Genomic DNA, 17,592 nt, shown 5'->3' with positions numbered 1-17,592 from the left:
GGGGGGGGGGGGGGGGCCCGCCGGGGGGGGGGCCCCCCCCCCCTCCCCCCGGTGGGGGGGGGGGGGGGGGGGGGGGGGGGGGGGGGGGGGGGGGGGGCCCCCCCCCCCCCCCCGCCTCCAGTCCGTCACCGGTCGCGTCAGCGGACGTAGGAGCCGTCGGCGAGGTCCTCGACGAGCGGGGGCCGGGTCGGGTTCCACCAGAACGCGCTGCGCGCGTGGGCACCAGAGGCCTCCTGGTGGAGCAGCAGCGCGTCGGCGTACTCGGTGCCCAGACGCTCGCGGCTGGCGTCGACGCTCTCCGCCACGATCGGCGAGCCGTGCGCTCCCGCCTCCGCGATCTCGCGGACCGTCGGGTTGTCCCCGGTGGCCGCGACGACGTAGCCGTCCTGCTCACCGCGGTGCAGGGCGAGGACGTAGAGCTCGCCGAGGTCGTCGGTGTGCACCGTCGTCCAACGCTGCGAACCGTCACCGACGAGTCGGACCTCGTGCTCGCCGTCCCCGACGAACATCGCGGGGATGCCGGTGCCGCGGCCGTACACGATGCCGGGCGCGATGATCGTCGTCCGGACGCTGCTCGCCCGCACCGTCGCCTCGTTCGGCACGCGCCAGGCGGTGAGTGCCGGCGGCGACAGCGGCGACTGCTCGGAGATGTCGGTCGAGTCGCCGAAGGTGAAGATCCCGCCGGTGTGCACGAACGGCTTCGGGGTGCCCTCGAGCGCCGTGAGCACGGTCGCGATGAAGTCCGCGTCGATGCCCTGGGCCGAAGCCGTGTGCACGACGGCGTCCGCCTCGTGTGCGAGCCGGCGGACGACGTCGGTGTCGGTGACGTCACCGACGAGGGCGCGGCCACCCGCGTCGCGGACCGCCTGTGCCTTCTCGTCCGTGCGGACGAGGGCGGTGACCTCGTGCTCGTGGGCGACGAGTGCGCGGAGGACCGAGGAACCGATGTACCCGGACGCGCCGGTGAGGAAGACGTGCATGGAGCCAGCCAACCACGCCCGGTCCGGGAACCGGCTGCCTACGAGTTGAGGGTCCAGGCGCGACGCTTGACGAGCACGTGTCCGCGCGAGGTGGTCAGGCGGCTCCACGGGCCGGTCTCGAAGAGCCGCACCGGGTCGTGGCCGAGGAAGCCGAGGCTCTCCCCCGCGAAGCCGGCGCCGGCGGGGACGTGCTCGATGCCCGCGACCGGACGGCCCCAGACCTCGGAACGGACCTTGCGGACGATGGCTTCGCCGGCGTTCGTCGGGACGGCGTCGGCGACCTCGGCGATGCCATCGCGTGCGGCACGGCGGAGGAGCTCCGGCGAGACGTCGGGCAGCGGGACCCAGCCACCGCGGGGCGGGGAGATCGCTGCCCAGGTGACGGTGTGGACCTCGAGCGGGAGTTCCACCTCGATCGGGGTCGCCCGGGTGGGGTCGGCGCCGTCGGCGTGCTCGGCGTCGTGCGCCTCGGCGAGCAGCCGCAGACGTTCCTGCAGCGAGGCCAGCGGGACGACCGCGTCGACGGTCGCCGGCTGCGCGAGCGAGAACGTGCGCAGGCCGAGGACCGTCGGCAGTTCGTCGAGCAGCCCGAGCGGGTAGAGGATCGCGGTGTAGACCGCGAGGACGCCGGAGTCCGCGATGAGTCGGACGGAGCCGTCCTCGATGCGGGCGGCCCGTCCGAGGTAGGTGCGCAGGTCCCCGAGGGAGGCTGCGTCGGGAAGCGTGAACGAGGTGCCCATGTCACCCAGCAGCCTACCGGGCACGGCTCGGCGCCGGGGCGTTCGTAGACTGCTCGGTGTGAACGGCGAACCGGACTTCCTGCGGACCCTCAGACTCGAGGACACCGGCGCGAGCACCGGCGAGACCATCCTCACCGGCGCGAGCCACTGGTCCCCCGGCGGCCGGGTGTTCGGCGGGCAGGTGCTCGCGCAGTGCATCGTCGCCGCGCAGGCCACCATCGAGGACCGCGACATCCACTCGATGCACGGCTACTTCCTCCGCCCCGGCGACATCGACGTCCCGATCACCTTCGGTGTGGAACGCATCCACGACGGGCGATCGTTCGCCGCGCGGCGGGTGCAGGCCTACCAGCGCGGTGTGCCGATCTTCTCGATGATCGCCTCGTTCCAGCGCCCGGACGTCGGCGTCGAGCACCAGGACCCGTTCCCCGTCGACGTGCCCGAACCGGAGTCCCTGCCGTCGGCCGCGTCGATCCTGTCGGCCATCGACCACCCGGTCGCTCGGGCGTGGGCCGAACGCTCCATCGACCTGCGGCACGTCGAGGGCCCGGTGTTCGTCGACGTCCAGGGCGACCACATCGCCCACCAGGCGGTGTGGTTCCGGGTCGACGGCGACCTCCCCGCCGACCCGGCGCTGCACCGTGCCGTCCTCGCGTACGCGAGCGACCTGTCCATCCTCGAGCCGATCATGCGGCGTCACGGGGTGGCCTGGGGCACCCCCGGTGTGAAGAGCGCGAGCCTCGACCACGCGATGTGGTGGCACCGTGACGGCCGGGCCGACGAGTGGGTGCTCTACACGCAGGAGTCCCCGAGCGCGCAGGGCGGTCGGGGACTCGCGTTCGGGCGGATGTTCTCGCCGGACGGACGGCTGCTGGCATCGGTCGCGCAGGAGGGGATGATGCGCGTCCCGCGCTGACCCGGCCGACGGTGCTGCAGTCCGTCCTACGGGCGGGAGAACTCCACCGGGGCTTCGACGTAGGCGGCGCACGCGTCCCGCTCGGCCTCGGTCAGCCGACGCGGACGGTTGCTGACGGCGTCGACCATCACGAGCGCGGTCGTCGCCCGGGTGTACAGCACCGCGGGCTCGTGCCCGACCGGCGACCAGACCTCGTACGAGACGTCGATGCTCGCGCCGCCGAGCCGCCCGATCCACATCTGGATGTCGAGCGGCTGCCGCAGGTACGGGATCGACGCGAGGTACTCGAGGCGCTGCGCCGCGATCACGGTCATGGTGCCGGAACCCGGCCGCCCGTCGATGATCGGCTCCGGGACCGACCCGTCCGGAGCGCGCTCTTCCGGGTCGGGTCCCCAGAACCCCACGATGCGCGCCTCTTCCAGGAGACGCAGCATCGCGGAGTTGTTGACGTGACCGTAGGCGTCGATGTCGCTCCACCGCATGCGGACCGGAGCGTGCAACCGCGCCACGGTCAGTCGCGGGTGAGCTTGCGGTAGGTCGCCCGACCCGGCTTGGCCGCGTCGGCGCCGAGCCGCTCGATCTTGTTCTCCTCGTACGCCTCAAAGTTGCCCTCGAACCAGTACCAGTTCGGCGTGCCGTCCTCGTTCAGGCCTTCCCACGCGAGGATGTGCGTCGCGATGCGGTCGAGGAACCACCGGTCGTGCGTGATGACCACGGCACAACCCGGGTACTCGAGCAGCGCGTTCTCGAGGCTGCCGAGGGTCTCGACGTCGAGGTCGTTCGTCGGCTCGTCGAGGAGCAGCAGGTTGCCGCCCTGCTTGAGCGTCAGCGCCAGGTTCAGACGGTTGCGCTCACCACCGGAGAGCACCCCGGCCTTCTTCTGCTGGTCCGGACCCTTGAACCCGAACTGCGACACGTACGCACGCGACGGGATCTCGGTCTTGCCGACCTGGATGTAGTCGAGTCCGTCGGACACGACCTCCCACAGGTTCTTGTTCGGGTCGATGCCACCACGGCTCTGGTCGACGTACGAGATGTCGACCGTGTCGCCGATCTTCAGCGTGCCGCCGTCGAGCGGCTCGAGGCCGACGATCGTCTTGAACAGCGTGGTCTTGCCGACGCCGTTCGGGCCGATCACGCCGACGATGCCGTTGCGGGGCAGCGTGAAGGACAGGTCGTCGATGATGATGCGCTCGCCGAACTGCTTGTGCAGCTTCTCGGCGTCGATGACCTGCGAGCCCAGGCGCGGACCGACGGGGATGACGATCTCCTCGAAGTCGAGCTTGCGCGTGCGCTCGGCCTCGGTGACCATCTCCTCGTAGCGGGCGAGACGGGCCTTGGACTTCGCCTGGCGGCCCTTCGTGTTGCTGCGGACCCAGTCGAGCTCCGAGGAGAGGCGCTTCGCGAGCTTGGCGTCCTTCTTGCCCTGGACCTCGAGCCGGGCGCGCTTCTTCTCGAGGTAGGTCGAGTAGTTGCCCTCGTACGGGTAGAGACGACCGCGGTCGACCTCGGCGATCCACTGCGCGACGTGGTCGAGGAAGTACCGGTCGTGGGTCACGGCCAGGACGGCACCGTGGTACTGCTGCAGGTGCTGCTCGAGCCAGAGGACGGACTCGGCGTCGAGGTGGTTGGTGGGCTCGTCGAGGAGGAGCAGGTCCGGCTTCTGGAGCAGCAGCTTGCAGAGCGCCACACGACGCTTCTCACCACCGGACAGGTGCGTGACGAGCTCGTCCCCCGGGGGGCACTGGAGCGCGGCCATGGCCTGCTCGAGCTGCGAGTCGAGGTCCCACGCGTCCGCCGCGTCGATGTCCTCCTGCAGGGTGCCCATCTCGGCGAGGAGCGCGTCGAAGTCGGCGTCCGGCTCGGCCATCTGCGCGGAGATCTCGTTGAAGCGCGTGATCTTCGCGTGGATCTCGCCGACGCCTTCCTGCACGTTCTCGAGCACCGTCTTCGACTCGTCGAGCTCGGGCTCCTGCATGAGGATGCCGACGGTGAAGCCCGGGGTGAGCTTCGCCTCGCCGTTGGACGGCTGGTCGAGACCCGCCATGATCTTCAGGATCGTCGACTTGCCCGCACCGTTCGGCCCGACGACGCCGATCTTGGCGCCGGGGAGGAACGACATCGTGACGTCGTCGAGGATCAGCTTGTCGCCGACCGCCTTGCGGGCGCGGACCATCTGGTAGATGTACTCAGCCATATCGCGCCAAGTGTACTGACAGTGCGCGGCGTCCGTCTGCCCGCTCGCCGGTTCGCCGGATCACGCACGGGGGCTGTTGCGCTCGCCGACTTCGACGTACCGTTTCCCCGCTCCGCACCGGGAGCACGGTCGATCGACCACCGGAGAGGATCAGGACATGTTCACCAAGCGTCTGCGCCGTCTCGCGCTCCCCCTCGCGGGAGCCACCGCGCTCACCGTCGCGCTGCTCGCCCCCGCGACGGCTGCCTCGGCAGCGTCGCCCGTCCCGCGCGGCAACCCCTACGTCCAGTACACCGCGCACCTCATCGAGAGCGGCTCGGGCACCGGGTACTCGTCGTACATCAACGTCCACGACGCCCACAACAACGCGTTCGCCGTGGGGATCCAGTCCGACACCGCCTCGTCCGTGAGCAAGGGGCAGCCCCGGTTCATCTGGGAGCGGGTGCAGAACGGCAAGTTCACGTACGGCTACATGGGCGGCGCCTCGCACAGCAAGACGTCGGTCGGGCTGCGCTGGTACAAGAACGACGTCGCGTCGGTCATCCTCAACAACCGCACGGTCGGCACGATCGCCCTGAACCTCGACGGTCGGCTCTTCTTCAACGCCGAGGCGAACGCCCGACTCAACGGTGACGTCGTGCACTCGCAGGTGAACGACATCTCGATCAAGGTCGGCGACTCGTCCGGTCGGACGGGGCTCGCCGGCACGTGGAACACGAGCTTCTCGTTCCACGGGCTCAAGGCGAAGCAGACGAACAGCCCGAAGGTCCAGGGTGCGAGCTTCTCGATCGACGGACGGGTCTCGGGGCTCCCCCGCGGCGGCAACTGGGACACCACCGAGGTCGCGGGCATCGCGATGATCGCCCAGAACTGGCGGTAGGCGCCCGGGAGCGGGGACGGGGACCGGCTCAGGCCGCGGCACGCTCGTCCCCGTCCACCACCGGGTCGACGCCCACGACGACGTCGAACTCGTGACCGATCGCCGCCGCGGCGTGTCGAGCGGCCTCGGCGCCGTCGGGCAGTTCCTCGCGGACGTCCGGCTCCGTCGGGTCGGGGTCGACACCCGGCACGGGGGTGCGGTCCGTGCCCACCGCGCCGACCTCGCCGGTGACCGGGTCGACGTTCGGCAGGACGCCCGAGGTGCTCCCCGGAGGCGCGGTCGACTCACCCGTGTGCCGCGGGACGCGCACCCAGTTGCTGATGCCCCAGGCGAGGTCGTGCCCGAGTGCCTCGGCGTCGATCTCGACGGAGGTGCCGCCGCGACCGTCCCGCTCCCACGTCCGGATGCGGATGCGCCCGGTGACGACGATGCGGTCGCCCTTCTTCAGGGAACGGTGCACGTTGGCCGCGAGCGATCGGAAGGCCGTGACGGTGTACCAGTTCGTGGCGCCGTTGGTCCAGGTCGAGGTCGCTCGGTCCCAGCGTCGGGACGGTGAGGCGAGGCGCATGCTCGTGATGGCGATGCCGGTGTCGGTCACGAGGTGACGTGGCTCGGTGGCGATGATCCCGCAGACGGTGATGGTGTCGTTCATGCGTCGATCGTCATCGAGCCCCGGGTCGCGCAAGCGACCCGGGGCTCGATCTGTGACTGGATGACTCGATCAGGTGCGTTGTGGAGGACGAGTCCCCCGCGCCTCCTGGTCGAGACGTGGGCACCGCGCGTTCAGTGCGCGCGGAACTCGGGTCGGTCCGCCAACGGGCCGAGCGCTGCGTGCACAGCACCCTTCGCCGACTCGAGCGACGGGTACGTCCCACCGCCCGCGCTCCGACCGTAGAGCTCGACGCGGAACCCGCCGTCTGCTCGGTGGATGCTGCCGACCGCTCCCGCTGGTCCGACCGCGACCCAGGTCCCGGTGTTGTTCGTCATCGTTCGACCACCTCCTCGTGGCCCCGACGTCCGGAGTCTCAGGACGCCAGGATGTACTGACTGTAGGCCTTGCGGACCTTGTTCACCTTGGGCAGTGCCACCGCGAGGCAGTAGCCCTGACCGGGGTTCTTCGCGAAGAAGTCCTGGTGGTACTCCTCCGCACGGTAGAAGGTACCGAGCGGTTCGATCGTCGTCACGATGCCGCCGTCCCAGATGTCCGAGGCGCGCGCGATCGCCCGCTCGAACAGGGCCTTCTGGTCGTCGTCGGCCGGGAACATCGCCGAGCGGTACTGCGTGCCGACGTCGGCGCCCTGCCGGTTCAGCTGCCGCGGGTCGTGCAGCGTGAAGAACACGTCGAGGATGACGTCGGCCGGGATGACCGTCTCGTCGAAGGTGACCGCCACGGCCTCGGCGTGACCGGTCGTCCCCGTGCACACCGACTCGTACGAGGGGTTCTCGACCTCGCCGCCGACGTAGCCGGACACCACGTCCTGCACGCCCTGGAGCGTGCGGTACACGGCGTCGAGACACCAGAAACATCCACCTGCGAGCACGAAGGTCGTCATGGCCGCAACCTACCGCTCCCCGCTCGGAGCGAGCCGCGACCGGGGCACGCCTCCTCCACAACGCGCACGTCCCCGGCAACGCTCCCCGGATCGTCCGAGCGCACTCGGCGTGTCGGTGGTGGGCCGTACCGTCGAAGACACACCGACGAGCAGGAGGCACCACGATGCAGACGACGAACGAACCGGTCTTCCGGATCCGTACCGCGCCCGTGGCCCGCTCGCGCGGCGACCTCCGGATCCTCGACGTCCGCGACGACCTCAGCCGCGTGACCCGGGCGAACGGCGAGATCGTCGGGTACGTGGACCGCGTCGACGTCGCCGGGGGCACCGCCTACCGCGCCCGTCGGTACGTGTCGACCGAGCGACGCTTCGTCGAGCTCCCGAACGTCTGGTCGGCCGACGACGCCGTGGACTGCCTGCGCTGGGGCTGATCCAGCACCACCGGACGACATGATGTTCCACATTGGAATCATGTCCGGTCGGATGCGCGGAACACCGTCCGACCTCCCCGATGCCTGACCGTTTCGTGAGTAGGGTGCGCGCATGGACTGGTGGAACGACCTGACCGACTGGATCTCGTCCGACAACGGCTGGCGCGTGATCTCCGGCGCGCTCATCCCGTTCGTCGCGATCGTCGTGGCGGGCGTCGTCGCGGCGCTCATCGGCCGCGGGGCGACGAAGCGGGTCGTGGCGATGCAGGAACGCGAAGCGCGGAACGCCGCCGTCGCGGGCATCGTCTCGGCTGCACGCAAGGCCGCGACCTGGGGTTCCCTCGGGCACGACGAGCGCGCGTACGCCGACCACCTCGCCGAGGACGCCGACATCCGACTCCGTCTGCTCCCCGTTGCGGGTGCGCCCCTCGCGGCGAACTGGACGCAGCACGAGATCGCGGACATCAAGAAGAACTCCTCGACCTTCAGCTTCCAGGCGGAGCAGTCGCTCGCCGAGTTCCGTGACCGCATCCTCGAGTGGCAGGCACGACCGAACCGGGCGCGCAAGCTCTTCAAGAGCGACCTCGAGCGCTGGAAGTTCGATTCGCCCGACCCCGACGCCGAGCTGATCACGCGGCAGCAGGACTGGAACGCCGACCAGGCCGCCCCCGCGCGTCCCACGGACGCTGGTACGACCACCGCCGTCCCCGCCGAGCGCCCGACGCCGACGACGACCTCCCTCCGGCCCGCTCCGGCGAGCACGCCCGCCCCGGCGAACGCGCCCGCCCCGTCGAGCACGCCCGCCGCAGCCCCCGGTGCCAGCGCCGCCTCCGGTGCTGCTGGTGCAGGCTTCTCGGTCACCCGCGGCGGCTCCGCACCGGTCGACCCGAACGCGACGACGCCGATCTCGGACACCTCCAGCACGAACCGGACGACCCCGATCTCCGACACGAACGCCACGCGCGCGTACGGCGAGGGCGCGACCCGCGCGTACGGCGACGGCGCCGCCACCCCGACCCGGGCGCCCCTGGGTTCGCCGGCATCGCCCGCCGGCACCCGCGGCTCGACCGCGTCCGGCGCGGACACCGACAACGCCGACGCGGTCGACGACGTCCGGCCGAGCAGCCCTCGCGACACCGACCGTCCCACCACGGCCCCCCGGAGCAGCGGGCCCCGCGGGGCGGACACGACCGGTCCCGACGCGAGCGCGACGCCGCCGGTCGCCAAGCCGACCTCGGCGGACGCGCACGTCAACCGCACCACGGAGTCCGACGCCCGCGGTGTCGACGCCTCGACGACGACCGCACACACCCGGTCGATCCCGACCCGCATCGCGGACGGCCCCGCCGAACCGGCCGACGCGAACGAGACCTCGGAAGCGCCCTACACGCAGCCGATCAGCGCGAGCGAGCTCCGTCGCCGCGCTGCCGACGACGACGAGTAGGCAGTCGCCGAACGACACGAAGGCCGCCGTCCCGATGGACGGCGGCCTTCGTCGTGTGTGCCCCCGGCAGGAATCGAACCCGCGGCACGGTGGGTAGAAACCACCTGCTCTATCCACTGAGCTACGGAGGCGGACGGCCCCGATTCTATCCGCGACCCTCGCCGAGGTGCTGCACGAACCGGTCGACCTCCCGCTGCGACCGGAGGTGGACGATGCGCAGGTGCGGCGCGGTCTCGACGAGCTCGGGCACCCGACGACGCGTCACGTTCCGGGTGCTGATGCCCCAGCGGAGGATGTGGCCGCGATCGGTGAAGAACGTCCACAACGACGGTTCGACGTTGCCGTTCCACAGCTCGACACGGCCGAACCGTCGTCGCAGGGTCCGACGCAGCAGCCGCCACAGCGCCACGGACGTCGGCAGGTCGATCCACACGAGCGTGTCTGCACGGTTCGCCAGCATCGCCCGGACGGATGTGTACTGCCACTCCGTCACCCACGCGGGTTCGCTCGTGTACCGCTCGACGTCGGCGACGAAGGTGTCCCGCGGGACCCAGCCGGGCCCGTGGTAGAGCGCGTCGATCTCGGTGTGCGGGATCCCGAGGACCCGGCCGATCCGCCCTGCCGTGGTGGTCTTCCCGACGCCCGTGGTGCCGGCGACGAGGACGCGACGGGGCACCGGGTCCAGGGGGTCGTCGGCGCCGAGCACTCGTCGACCCTAGCCCGCCGTGAGGTCGTAGACCGTGACGCCTCCGATCGTCGACGAGGTGAAGGTCGACTCGACCCACTCGGAGATCTTCGACGCCGCGTCGCTGCCGCCGTTCGACTGCCCGACGCTACCGGCGATGAAGTAGTGGATCTTCCCGGCGGCGACGTCTGCCTGGAACTCCTCGAGGGTGGGTGACGGATCCGAGCCGTTGAAGCCGCCGATGGGCATCACCGAGGCGCCCGTGGCCAGCTGGTAGGTCGCGGCACTGTTCGAACCGATGGTGGCGGCGACCCAGGTGTAGTCGTCGGCGTCCTCCAGGAGCGCCTTCCGCAGCGTCGAGGAGACCTCGGTAGACCCGCCGAGCAGCCCACCGGCTCCGCCGAACCCGCCGCCACCCGCACGCCCCGTCCCGGTCCCGCCACCGGTCCCCGTCCCGGTCCCGGTCCCGGTCCCGCCACCGGTCCCGGTCCCGCCGGCCGCGCCCGCCCCACCCGGTCCACCGGTCCCGCCGGCCGCGCCCGCCCCACCCGGTCCACCGGTCCCGCCGACGCCACCCGCGCCTCCAGTGCCGCCGCCAGCACCGCCGAACCCGCCGCCACCGCGGGCCCCGCCACCAAACCCGCCGCCACCGAACCCGCCGCCCGCGACGGTCGGTCCGGCCGAGGGCAGCGCCCCGGTGTGAGCGGTCGTCACCGTGTCGATCGAGTACGCCGCCGGTCCGAGCAGCGCCGTGACGACCGCGCCGACGACCGCGACGCTGCCGACCGGACGGGACCACCTCGCGAGCCGGCCGCCGTGCACCGGCACCAGCACCGCCCCCGCCGTCACCACCCCGACCACGAGCACCACCCACCGGATCCACGGCTGCCACCCCGACGCCGCCGTCAACAGGTGCCACTGCCACACCACCGTGACGACCACCGCGAACGCCGCCGTCCCACGCCACCACCACGACGCGCGCCGCTCCCACAGCACCCCGGCGCCGATGCCCACGAGCCCGGCGATGTACGGCGCGAGCGCGACCGTGTAGTACGGGTGGAAGATCCCGCCCATGAAGCTGAACACCAGCCCGGTCACGAGCAGCGACCCACCCAGCGCGATGACCGTGGCGAGGCGGGAGCGAGCAGACGGCGTCCGCTGCCGGAACCCGATCGCGACGAGCGCCGCCACGAGCAGGACCAGAGCGGTGGGCAGGAGCCAGGTGATCTGCCCGGCGAACTCCGACCCGAACAGCCGCAGCAGCCCGGTGGCGCCCCAGGAGCCGGCTCCGGCAGTTCCGCCGCCCCCGGTCACGCTGCCGGTCTCGTCGCCCGTGACCCGCCCGAGGCCGTTGTAGCCGAAGGTGAGCTCGAGGAACGAGTTCGTCTGCGACCCCCCGATGTACGGGCGGGACGACGACGGCACGAGTTCCACCACGGCGACCCACCACCCGCCGGCGACGACCACGGCGAGGGCCGCCCACAGCAGGTGCACGACGCGCTTCACGAACGGCAGCGACGAGCAGGACAGGTACACGCCGACGAGCACGGGCAGGATGAGGAACCCCTGCAGCTGCTTCGTCAGGAACGCGATCCCGACGGCCACGCCGGCCAGGACCACCCACCGCAGACGCCCGCTCTCGACACCGCGCAGGACGAGCCAGAGCGACAGCACCATGAGCAGGGTGAGCAGTGCGTCCGGGTTGTTGAAGCGGAACATGAGGGCCGCGACCGGGGTCGTCGCGAGTGCGGCACCCGCGACGAGCGCTGCCCCGGCGGAGAACCGCCGCCGGACGATGACGTACAGCAGTGCCACGGTCCCGACGCCCATGAGGGCCTCCGGCACGAGGATCGCCCACGAGGTGAGGCCGAACAGGCGTACGGACAGCTCCATCACCCAGAGGAACGCCGGCGGCTTGTCGACCGTGATCGAGTTGCCCGCGTCCGAGGAGCCGTAGAAGAACGCCTCCCAGCTCTGGCTCCCCGCCTGGACCGCTGCCGAGTAGAACGCGTTCGCGTACCCGTTCACCCCGAGGTTCACCAGGTACAGGACGGCCGTCGCGACCAGCAGGCCGAAGAAGGCAGGACGTTCCCACCGTGCTCGCTGGACGGCGGGTGTGCGGGAGCTGGTGCGCATGGTCCCAGCGTCACCGGGTCGGCTTTCGGCATCCGTTGGCAGCGCTGTGGAAGCGCCGGGAGGCGCGGCGTGCGTCCGTCGGGTCGGGTTCCGGAACGGTTCGGCGCGCGTCTGCCTGGTGTTCGCCTCCGCGACACCGCGGCTTCGTAGCGTCCCGAGCATGCGCCCCACCGGTTCCGTCGTCGCGGTCGTCCCGGCCCGTGTGGGGTCGAAGGGCATCCCGGGCAAGAACCTCCGCCCCGTCGCCGGGCGCTCCCTGGTCCGTCGCGCGGTCGAGTCCGCCCGAGCAGCGAGGACGATCGACACCGTCGTGGTCTCGACGGACGGCGACGCCATCGCGGCCGAGGCCGTGTCCGCCGGCGCCCGGGTCGTCCGGCGTCCGGCAGCGCTCGCCGGGGACGAGGCCTCGTCGGAGTCCGCGCTGCTGCACGTCCTCGACACGCTCGCGGCCGCGGGCGAGGAGCCCGAGGTCGTCGTGTTCCTGCAGGCGACCTCGCCGTTCATCGACCCGGCCGACCTCGACGCCGCCGTCAGCCGGGTCCGCGACGGCCACGCCGACTCGGTGTTCGCCGCGGCGCCCTCGCACGCGTTCCTCTGGCGCATCGGCGACGACGGCTCCGCCCGCGCCGTGAACCACGACCAGGCCGTCCGTCCCCGGCGGCAGGACCGCGAGCCGGAGTTCCGCGAGACGGGCGCGTTCTACGCCTTCCGGGCCGCCGCCTTCCGCGAGCACCGCCACCGGTTCCACGGCCGCGTCGAACTCGTCGTCGTCGACGGTGCCGGTGCGATCGACGTCGACGACCCGGCCGACCTCGCGCTCGCGTCCGCCCTCGCACCACGGCTCGACCGTCCCGCGCACCGGTCCGACGAGCACGCACCAGACCACCGTCCGGCCACCGAGCCGCACGTCCCCGCACCGAACGGAGCACCATGACCGTCACCATCGGCACGTCCACGATCGGCGCGGGCCACCCCGCGTACCTCATCGGCGAGATCGGCCTGAACCACAACGGCGACGTCGACATCGCCAAGCGACTCATCGACGTCACGGCCGACGCCGGGCTGCAGGCCGTGAAGTTCCAGAAGCGCACGCCGGAGATCTCCACGCCCGAGCACATGAAGCAGACGCCGCGCAGCACGCCGTGGGGCGAGATGACCTACCTCGAGTACCGGTACCGCGTCGAGTTCGACCGCGACCAGTACATCGAGATCGGCGACCACGCCACGCTCCGCGGGCTCGACTGGTTCGCCTCGCCGTGGGACGAGCCGTCGGTCGCCTTCCTCGAGGACCTCAACGTGGTGGCGTACAAGATCGCCTCGGCGTCGGTGACGGACCTCGGGCTCCTGGCCGAGGTCGCCGCGACCGGCAAGCCCGTGATCCTCTCGACGGGGATGTCGACGCTCGAGCAGATCGACCGTGCCGTGGAGGCCCTCGGCACCGAGCGACTCGTGCTCATGCACGCCACGTCGACGTACCCGCTCCCCGCCGAGGAGGCGAACCTGCGGATGATCGACACCCTCGCGAACCGCTACGCGGGCGTCCCGGTCGGGTACTCCGGCCACGAGCCCGGGCTGCAGATCTCCATCGCCGCCGTGGCACTCGGCGCGACGGCCGTCGAGCGCCACATCACGCTCGACCGCACGATGTGGGGCTCCGACCACGCTGCGTCGCTCGAACCGCACGGGCTGCAGACGCTCGCGCGCGACGTCCGGATCATCGAGACCGCGCTCGGCGACGGCGTGAAGCGGGTCATGCCCGGCGAGCGGGCACCGCTCGCGAAGCTGCGCCGCGTCGGAGCGTGACGGGCGGCGACCTGGACGCGGCCGGCGGCGGGGGCGGGTCGAGGGACGGACGGGAGGCGCGCCTCCCGTCCGACGCCCTGCCACGCGTCCGACGCGTGGTCGGTCTGGTCGACACCGACTCGTTCGCGAAGTGGGGCGCCCACCTGCTCGCCACGGCACCCGCGCACTGGGACCTCGAACTGCTCACGGTGGCGACGCCGCGATCCGCGAGCCGCGCGCAGCTGCGGTCCGCGTTCCGGGGGCTCGACGACCGGCTCGCGCACCTGGCCGCGGCGCCGCCGGAGGCGCTCGAGGTCGACGCCATCGTCGAACGACTCCGGCAGGACCCGCCGGACGCCGTGTTGGTGTCCCTGATCGGACCGGTGGCGGAGCTCGTCATCGAGGAGGCCCACCGTCGGGTGCCGCGGCGGCCCGTCCTCGTGACGGGGCTGCCCGGAATCTCCTACCCGGCGAAGTGGAAGGGCGTGTTCTTCCGGGCGCGCGCCGACCTGTTCGTGCTGCACAGCCACCGCGAGGTCCGCGCCTACGAGGAGCTCGCGACCGAGGGCGGCGTCGAGCCGCACTTCGCGCTCGCGACCCTGCCGTTCGCGCGGCCGTCCGGAGCCGCTGCGAGCCGTGACGGCGCTGGGATCTTCCGCGACTCCGTCGTCTTCGCCGCACAGCCGAGCGTCCCCGCGGAACGTGCCGAGCGGGAGCATGTCGTCGGGTGGCTCGCCGAGACCGCCCGTCGGCACCCGGAGTGGCGCGTGGTGATCAAGGTCCGTGCCGCCGCCGGAGAGCACCAGACGCACCGCGAACAGGACCCGTACCCGGACCTCGTGCCGGCAGACGCGCCGGCGAACCTCGTGGTCGAGAGCGGGCCGATGTCCGCGCATCTCGACCGGGCGGTCGCCCTCGTCACGATCAGCTCGACGGCCGTGCTCGAAGCGGCGGCCCGGGGCATCCCCGCGCTCACCCTGACCGACTTCGGCATCGGGCGGCACCTCATCAACGAGGTGTTCGTGGGCAGCGGGCTCGAGGGCGACGCCGTCGACCTGGTGGACGGCCGGTTCGGGACGGTCCGGAAGGAGTGGATGCACGACAACCACTTCCACCCGGAGTCCGAGGACGACTGGGCCGACCGGACCGAACGGCTCATGGAGTCCCGCGACGCCGGGGTCCTGCGCGACCGACCGGCGGCACGCCGGAGTCGTGGTGGCGTGCTCCGTCGGGCCTGGGAGCGGAAGAACGCACTCGGGCCGGACGACCGGAGTGTCCTCGGGGCCGTCGCGCTGGTGATCGGGGCGCCGGTGCGGGCGCTGAAGCGGGTCGTCCGGCAGGTACGGCGGGTGGTGCGGCCGGCGGAGGTGCCGGTGTTGCTCGCGCCGACGAGTCAGCGTGCTGCGTCCGGTGGTGGCCGGTCAGATCGCCTTGGCGATCGCGAGGAGCAGTTGGTCCCGGGTCGGGACGCCGGGTGACCGGAAGACCTCGGCACCGTCGTCCCGCCGCACGATGATCGTGGGGGTCGACCGGATGCCGAGGTCCTCCGCCTGGTCGGGGTGGTTCGCCACGTCACGCTCGGTCACGTGCAGCCCGGGGACGAGTTCGGACGCCTCGGCCGACACCCGGCGGGCGGCGGCGCACGGGGCGCAGAACGAGGACGTCCAGAGGTCGAGCTGCATGTGGTCCTGCAACGCGGGCGCGGCCGGATCTACTCCCGGTGCAGCGCGGCGCGGCGCGGTGCGGTGTGGTGCGGCGCTGTTGCTTACTCGCGGTCGAACTCGCCGCTGCGGTCCCCGCGGTCCGCGAGGTCGTCCACCGGGTCGGACTCCCCCGGCACGTACTCGAACTCGGCCGAGGTCTGGTCGAGCACCTGGCGGGACTTCGTCAGTCGGTAGGTGAACGCGGTCTGGAGTCCCTCGACGTCGGCGAACACCGTGACCTCGTCGTCCAGCGCGTCGCTCGTGGCCGTGCGGGTGTCGGTCGTGCCGTCGAAGGGTCCGCCGTGGAAGATCGCGGTGTACTCGTCGCCTTCGTGGATGGTGATGTCGCTCATGCATCCCTTCTACCAGGGACCACCTGTTGACACATTCATAGCCTCGCTATATAGTTTTGCTATGGAATTACCGCGTGAACAGACGATCGAGACGCTCCTCGTCTCCGTCAACCGCCTGATCCGCACCGCAGCGCAGGCGACGGGGAACACCACGTCCTCCGCCGTCTGGCGCACGCTCGGCATCCTCGAGACCGACCAGCCGCTCCGCCTCGGCGAGCTCGCTGCCGCCTCCCGCGTCGCGCAGCCCACGATGACCCGACTCGTCGCGGGCATGCTCGCCGACGGGCTCGTGTCCCGCAGCGTCGACCCCGACGACTCCCGCGGGCAGCTCATCGAGCTCACCGACGCCGGCCGTGAACGCCTGGCGTCCTGGCGGGTCACCCTCACCCGGACGGTCGGCCCGCTCTTCGCCGACCTGTCCGACGACGAGTGGGACACCCTGCACGACGCCGTCGAGGTCATCGCCGCCCGAACCTCCACCGCCACCAGAACGGAGACCCACGCGTGAACGCCCACGCACCCGCCGCACAGTCCGGCAGCATCCTCAAGCAGTCATCGGCGGTCTGGGCGATCGCCTTCGCCTGCGTCGTCGCCTTCATGGGCATCGGCCTCGTCGACCCGATCCTCCCCGCGATCGCCTCGTCCCTCAAGGCCACCGCGGCGCAGACCGAGCTCCTCTTCACGAGCTACCTCGCCGTCACCGGTGTCGCGATGTTCTTCACCAGCTGGGTGTCCAGCCGCATCGGCGCGAAGAACACCCTGCTCATCGGCCTCGCCCTCATCGTGCTGTTCTCGGTGCTCGCGGCGACGTCGAACAGCGTGTGGACCATCATCGACTTCCGCGCCGGCTGGGGTCTCGGCAACGCGCTCTTCATCTCCACCGCACTCGCGACGATCGTCGGGGCAGCCTCCGGTGGCACCGCGTCCGCGATCATCCTGTACGAGGCGGCGCTCGGCCTCGGCATCGCCGTCGGCCCGCTCGTCGGCGGCCTGCTCGGCTCCGTCAGCTGGCGCGGCCCGTTCTTCGGCGTCACGACGCTCATGGCCATCGCGTTCATCGCCATCGTCACGCTCCTCAAGACGAAGAACCTCGAGAAGCCCACGCCGACCAAGCTCTCCGCACCGTTCCGCGCACTCGGTCGCCCGGCACTCGCCGCCCTCGCCGTCACCGCGCTCTTCTACAACATCGGCTTCTTCGTCCTGCTCGCCTACACGCCCTTCCCGCTCGGCTTCGGCGCCCTCGGCATCGGCTTCACGTTCTTCGGCTGGGGCGTCGGCCTCGCGATCACCTCGGTCTGGGTCGCCCCGATGCTCACCGCACGACTCCGCCGCACCACCGTGCTGAAGATCGCGCTCCCGCTGCTCGCGCTCGACCTGTTCGCCGCCGCCGTGGTCGTGCAGTCGCAGGTGGGCCTGATCATCTGCGTCATCATCGGCGGCCTCGTGCTCGGCGTCCTCAACACCGTCCTCACCGAGTGCGTCATGGAGGCCACCGACCTCCCCCGCTCCGTCGCCTCGAGCGCCTACTCCGCGGTGCGCTTCATCGGCGGTGCGATCGCCCCGCCCGTGGCCACCCTGCTCGCCGACCAGTTCGCCCCGTCGGCCGCGTACGTGTTCGCCGGGCTGTCCGTTGCCGTCGCGTTCGTCGTCGTGGTGTGCACCACGCGCGTGCTGCGCCGGGTCGACGACGGCGCCGAGCCCGAGCCCGTCGAGGCCGAGGCCATCGCCGCCGGCGAGATGGCGTAGCCCGGCGCCTGCGGGCGGCGCCCGCGGCGCGGCTGGCCGCGCCCCG

At 71.7% G+C, this 17,592-nt stretch carries 20 protein-coding genes and 1 tRNA gene; 9 read left to right on the top strand and 12 right to left on the bottom strand.

Features of this window, described 5'->3' with window-relative positions:
* Positions 1–137 precede the first annotated feature (137 nt).
* Both ACIPEP_RS14590 and ACIPEP_RS14585 read right to left on the bottom strand, forming a co-directional pair.
* The gene (locus ACIPEP_RS14590) at positions 138–980 is read right to left on the bottom strand and encodes an NAD(P)H-binding protein (RefSeq protein WP_402717653.1); all 843 of its coding nucleotides are present in this window, start codon (positions 978–980) and stop codon (positions 138–140) included.
* A 38-nt stretch (positions 981–1,018) separates the two neighbouring features.
* Entirely contained in the window at positions 1,019–1,720 is a 702-nt protein-coding gene (locus ACIPEP_RS14585; RefSeq protein ID WP_071301729.1) for a hypothetical protein, read from the bottom strand.
* A gap of 58 nt (positions 1,721–1,778) precedes the next feature.
* On the opposite strand from ACIPEP_RS14585, the gene ACIPEP_RS14580 reads away from it, so the two are divergent.
* Complete coding sequence (locus ACIPEP_RS14580; RefSeq protein ID WP_402717652.1) at positions 1,779–2,636, top strand: acyl-CoA thioesterase; 858 nt, start codon at positions 1,779–1,781, stop codon at positions 2,634–2,636.
* 26 nt (positions 2,637–2,662) lie between these two features.
* Here ACIPEP_RS14580 and ACIPEP_RS14575 read toward each other — a convergent pair whose 3' ends face one another.
* Positions 2,663–3,118: a thioesterase family protein gene (locus ACIPEP_RS14575; protein WP_070416602.1), complete on the bottom strand. Its 456-nt coding sequence runs from the start codon at positions 3,116–3,118 to the stop codon at positions 2,663–2,665.
* Positions 3,119–3,147: 29 nt separating this feature from the next.
* Positions 3,148–4,833, bottom strand: a complete 1,686-nt coding sequence (gene ettA, locus ACIPEP_RS14570; RefSeq protein ID WP_071295909.1) for an energy-dependent translational throttle protein EttA — start codon at positions 4,831–4,833, stop codon at positions 3,148–3,150.
* Positions 4,834–4,990: 157 nt separating this feature from the next.
* On the opposite strand from ettA, the gene ACIPEP_RS14565 reads away from it, so the two are divergent.
* Positions 4,991–5,713 (top strand): hypothetical protein, encoded by a 723-nt coding sequence (locus ACIPEP_RS14565; protein ID WP_070416604.1) that lies wholly within the window; start codon positions 4,991–4,993, stop codon positions 5,711–5,713.
* 28 nt (positions 5,714–5,741) lie between these two features.
* Here ACIPEP_RS14565 and ACIPEP_RS14560 read toward each other — a convergent pair whose 3' ends face one another.
* The 3 genes from ACIPEP_RS14560 to msrA form a co-directional block, all read right to left on the bottom strand.
* Complete coding sequence (locus ACIPEP_RS14560; RefSeq protein WP_402717651.1) at positions 5,742–6,365, bottom strand: single-stranded DNA-binding protein; 624 nt, start codon at positions 6,363–6,365, stop codon at positions 5,742–5,744.
* 131 nt (positions 6,366–6,496) lie between these two features.
* Positions 6,497–6,700 carry a hypothetical protein gene (locus ACIPEP_RS14555; RefSeq protein ID WP_070416606.1) on the bottom strand — a complete coding sequence of 68 codons (204 nt, stop codon included), beginning with the start codon at positions 6,698–6,700 and terminating at the stop codon, positions 6,497–6,499.
* 38 nt (positions 6,701–6,738) lie between these two features.
* The gene (msrA, locus tag ACIPEP_RS14550) at positions 6,739–7,266 is read right to left on the bottom strand and encodes a peptide-methionine (S)-S-oxide reductase MsrA (protein ID WP_070416607.1); all 528 of its coding nucleotides are present in this window, start codon (positions 7,264–7,266) and stop codon (positions 6,739–6,741) included.
* A 164-nt stretch (positions 7,267–7,430) separates the two neighbouring features.
* Between msrA and ACIPEP_RS14545 the strand changes: the two genes are divergently transcribed.
* Complete coding sequence (locus ACIPEP_RS14545; protein ID WP_070416608.1) at positions 7,431–7,697, top strand: hypothetical protein; 267 nt, start codon at positions 7,431–7,433, stop codon at positions 7,695–7,697.
* Positions 7,698–7,809: 112 nt separating this feature from the next.
* Entirely contained in the window at positions 7,810–9,141 is a 1,332-nt protein-coding gene (locus ACIPEP_RS14540; RefSeq protein WP_402717650.1) for a hypothetical protein, read from the top strand.
* A 58-nt stretch (positions 9,142–9,199) separates the two neighbouring features.
* Here ACIPEP_RS14540 and ACIPEP_RS14535 read toward each other — a convergent pair.
* The 3 genes from ACIPEP_RS14535 to ACIPEP_RS14525 form a co-directional block, all read right to left on the bottom strand.
* Positions 9,200–9,272: transfer RNA gene (locus ACIPEP_RS14535), tRNA-Arg, on the bottom strand.
* A 14-nt stretch (positions 9,273–9,286) separates the two neighbouring features.
* Entirely contained in the window at positions 9,287–9,847 is a 561-nt protein-coding gene (locus ACIPEP_RS14530) for an AAA family ATPase (RefSeq protein WP_402717649.1), read from the bottom strand.
* Positions 9,848–9,856: 9 nt separating this feature from the next.
* The gene (locus ACIPEP_RS14525; RefSeq protein WP_402717648.1) at positions 9,857–11,962 is read right to left on the bottom strand and encodes an ArnT family glycosyltransferase; all 2,106 of its coding nucleotides are present in this window, start codon (positions 11,960–11,962) and stop codon (positions 9,857–9,859) included.
* A gap of 160 nt (positions 11,963–12,122) precedes the next feature.
* Between ACIPEP_RS14525 and ACIPEP_RS14520 the strand changes: the two genes are divergently transcribed.
* The 3 genes from ACIPEP_RS14520 (at position 12,123) to ACIPEP_RS14510 (ending at position 15,222) form a co-directional block, all read left to right on the top strand.
* On the top strand, positions 12,123–12,896 hold the full coding sequence (locus ACIPEP_RS14520) for a cytidylyltransferase domain-containing protein (protein ID WP_402717647.1): 774 nt from the start codon (positions 12,123–12,125) through the stop codon (positions 12,894–12,896).
* Positions 12,893–13,765, top strand: coding sequence for an N-acetylneuraminate synthase family protein (locus ACIPEP_RS14515; protein WP_402717646.1), 873 nt, complete (start codon positions 12,893–12,895; stop codon positions 13,763–13,765). The genes ACIPEP_RS14520 and ACIPEP_RS14515 overlap by 4 nt, the downstream gene beginning before the upstream one ends.
* Before the next feature lie 95 nt (positions 13,766–13,860).
* Positions 13,861–15,222, top strand: coding sequence for a DUF6716 putative glycosyltransferase (locus tag ACIPEP_RS14510; protein ID WP_402717645.1), 1,362 nt, complete (start codon positions 13,861–13,863; stop codon positions 15,220–15,222).
* On the opposite strand, the gene ACIPEP_RS14505 is transcribed toward ACIPEP_RS14510, so the two are convergent.
* Both ACIPEP_RS14505 and ACIPEP_RS14500 read right to left on the bottom strand, forming a co-directional pair.
* The gene (locus ACIPEP_RS14505; protein WP_022907438.1) at positions 15,166–15,426 is read right to left on the bottom strand and encodes a thioredoxin family protein; all 261 of its coding nucleotides are present in this window, start codon (positions 15,424–15,426) and stop codon (positions 15,166–15,168) included. The genes ACIPEP_RS14510 and ACIPEP_RS14505 overlap by 57 nt on opposite strands.
* A gap of 83 nt (positions 15,427–15,509) precedes the next feature.
* Positions 15,510–15,800 (bottom strand): hypothetical protein, encoded by a 291-nt coding sequence (locus ACIPEP_RS14500; RefSeq protein WP_070416615.1) that lies wholly within the window; start codon positions 15,798–15,800, stop codon positions 15,510–15,512.
* A 61-nt stretch (positions 15,801–15,861) separates the two neighbouring features.
* Here ACIPEP_RS14500 and ACIPEP_RS14495 point away from each other — a divergent pair, with 61 nt between their 5' ends.
* Together ACIPEP_RS14495 and ACIPEP_RS14490 are read left to right on the top strand one after the other, a co-directional pair.
* Entirely contained in the window at positions 15,862–16,308 is a 447-nt protein-coding gene (locus ACIPEP_RS14495; protein WP_402717644.1) for a MarR family winged helix-turn-helix transcriptional regulator, read from the top strand.
* Positions 16,305–17,546 (top strand): MFS transporter, encoded by a 1,242-nt coding sequence (locus ACIPEP_RS14490; RefSeq protein ID WP_070416617.1) that lies wholly within the window; start codon positions 16,305–16,307, stop codon positions 17,544–17,546. The genes ACIPEP_RS14495 and ACIPEP_RS14490 overlap by 4 nt, the downstream gene beginning before the upstream one ends.
* Positions 17,547–17,592 lie beyond the last annotated feature (46 nt).

It is taken from the genome of Curtobacterium sp. NPDC087082, from assembly GCF_044745045.1.
Classification (GTDB): domain Bacteria; phylum Actinomycetota; class Actinomycetes; order Actinomycetales; family Microbacteriaceae; genus Curtobacterium.
Note: the sequence above shows the minus strand (reverse complement) of the source record. Positions and strands in the feature narration are given on the sequence as shown.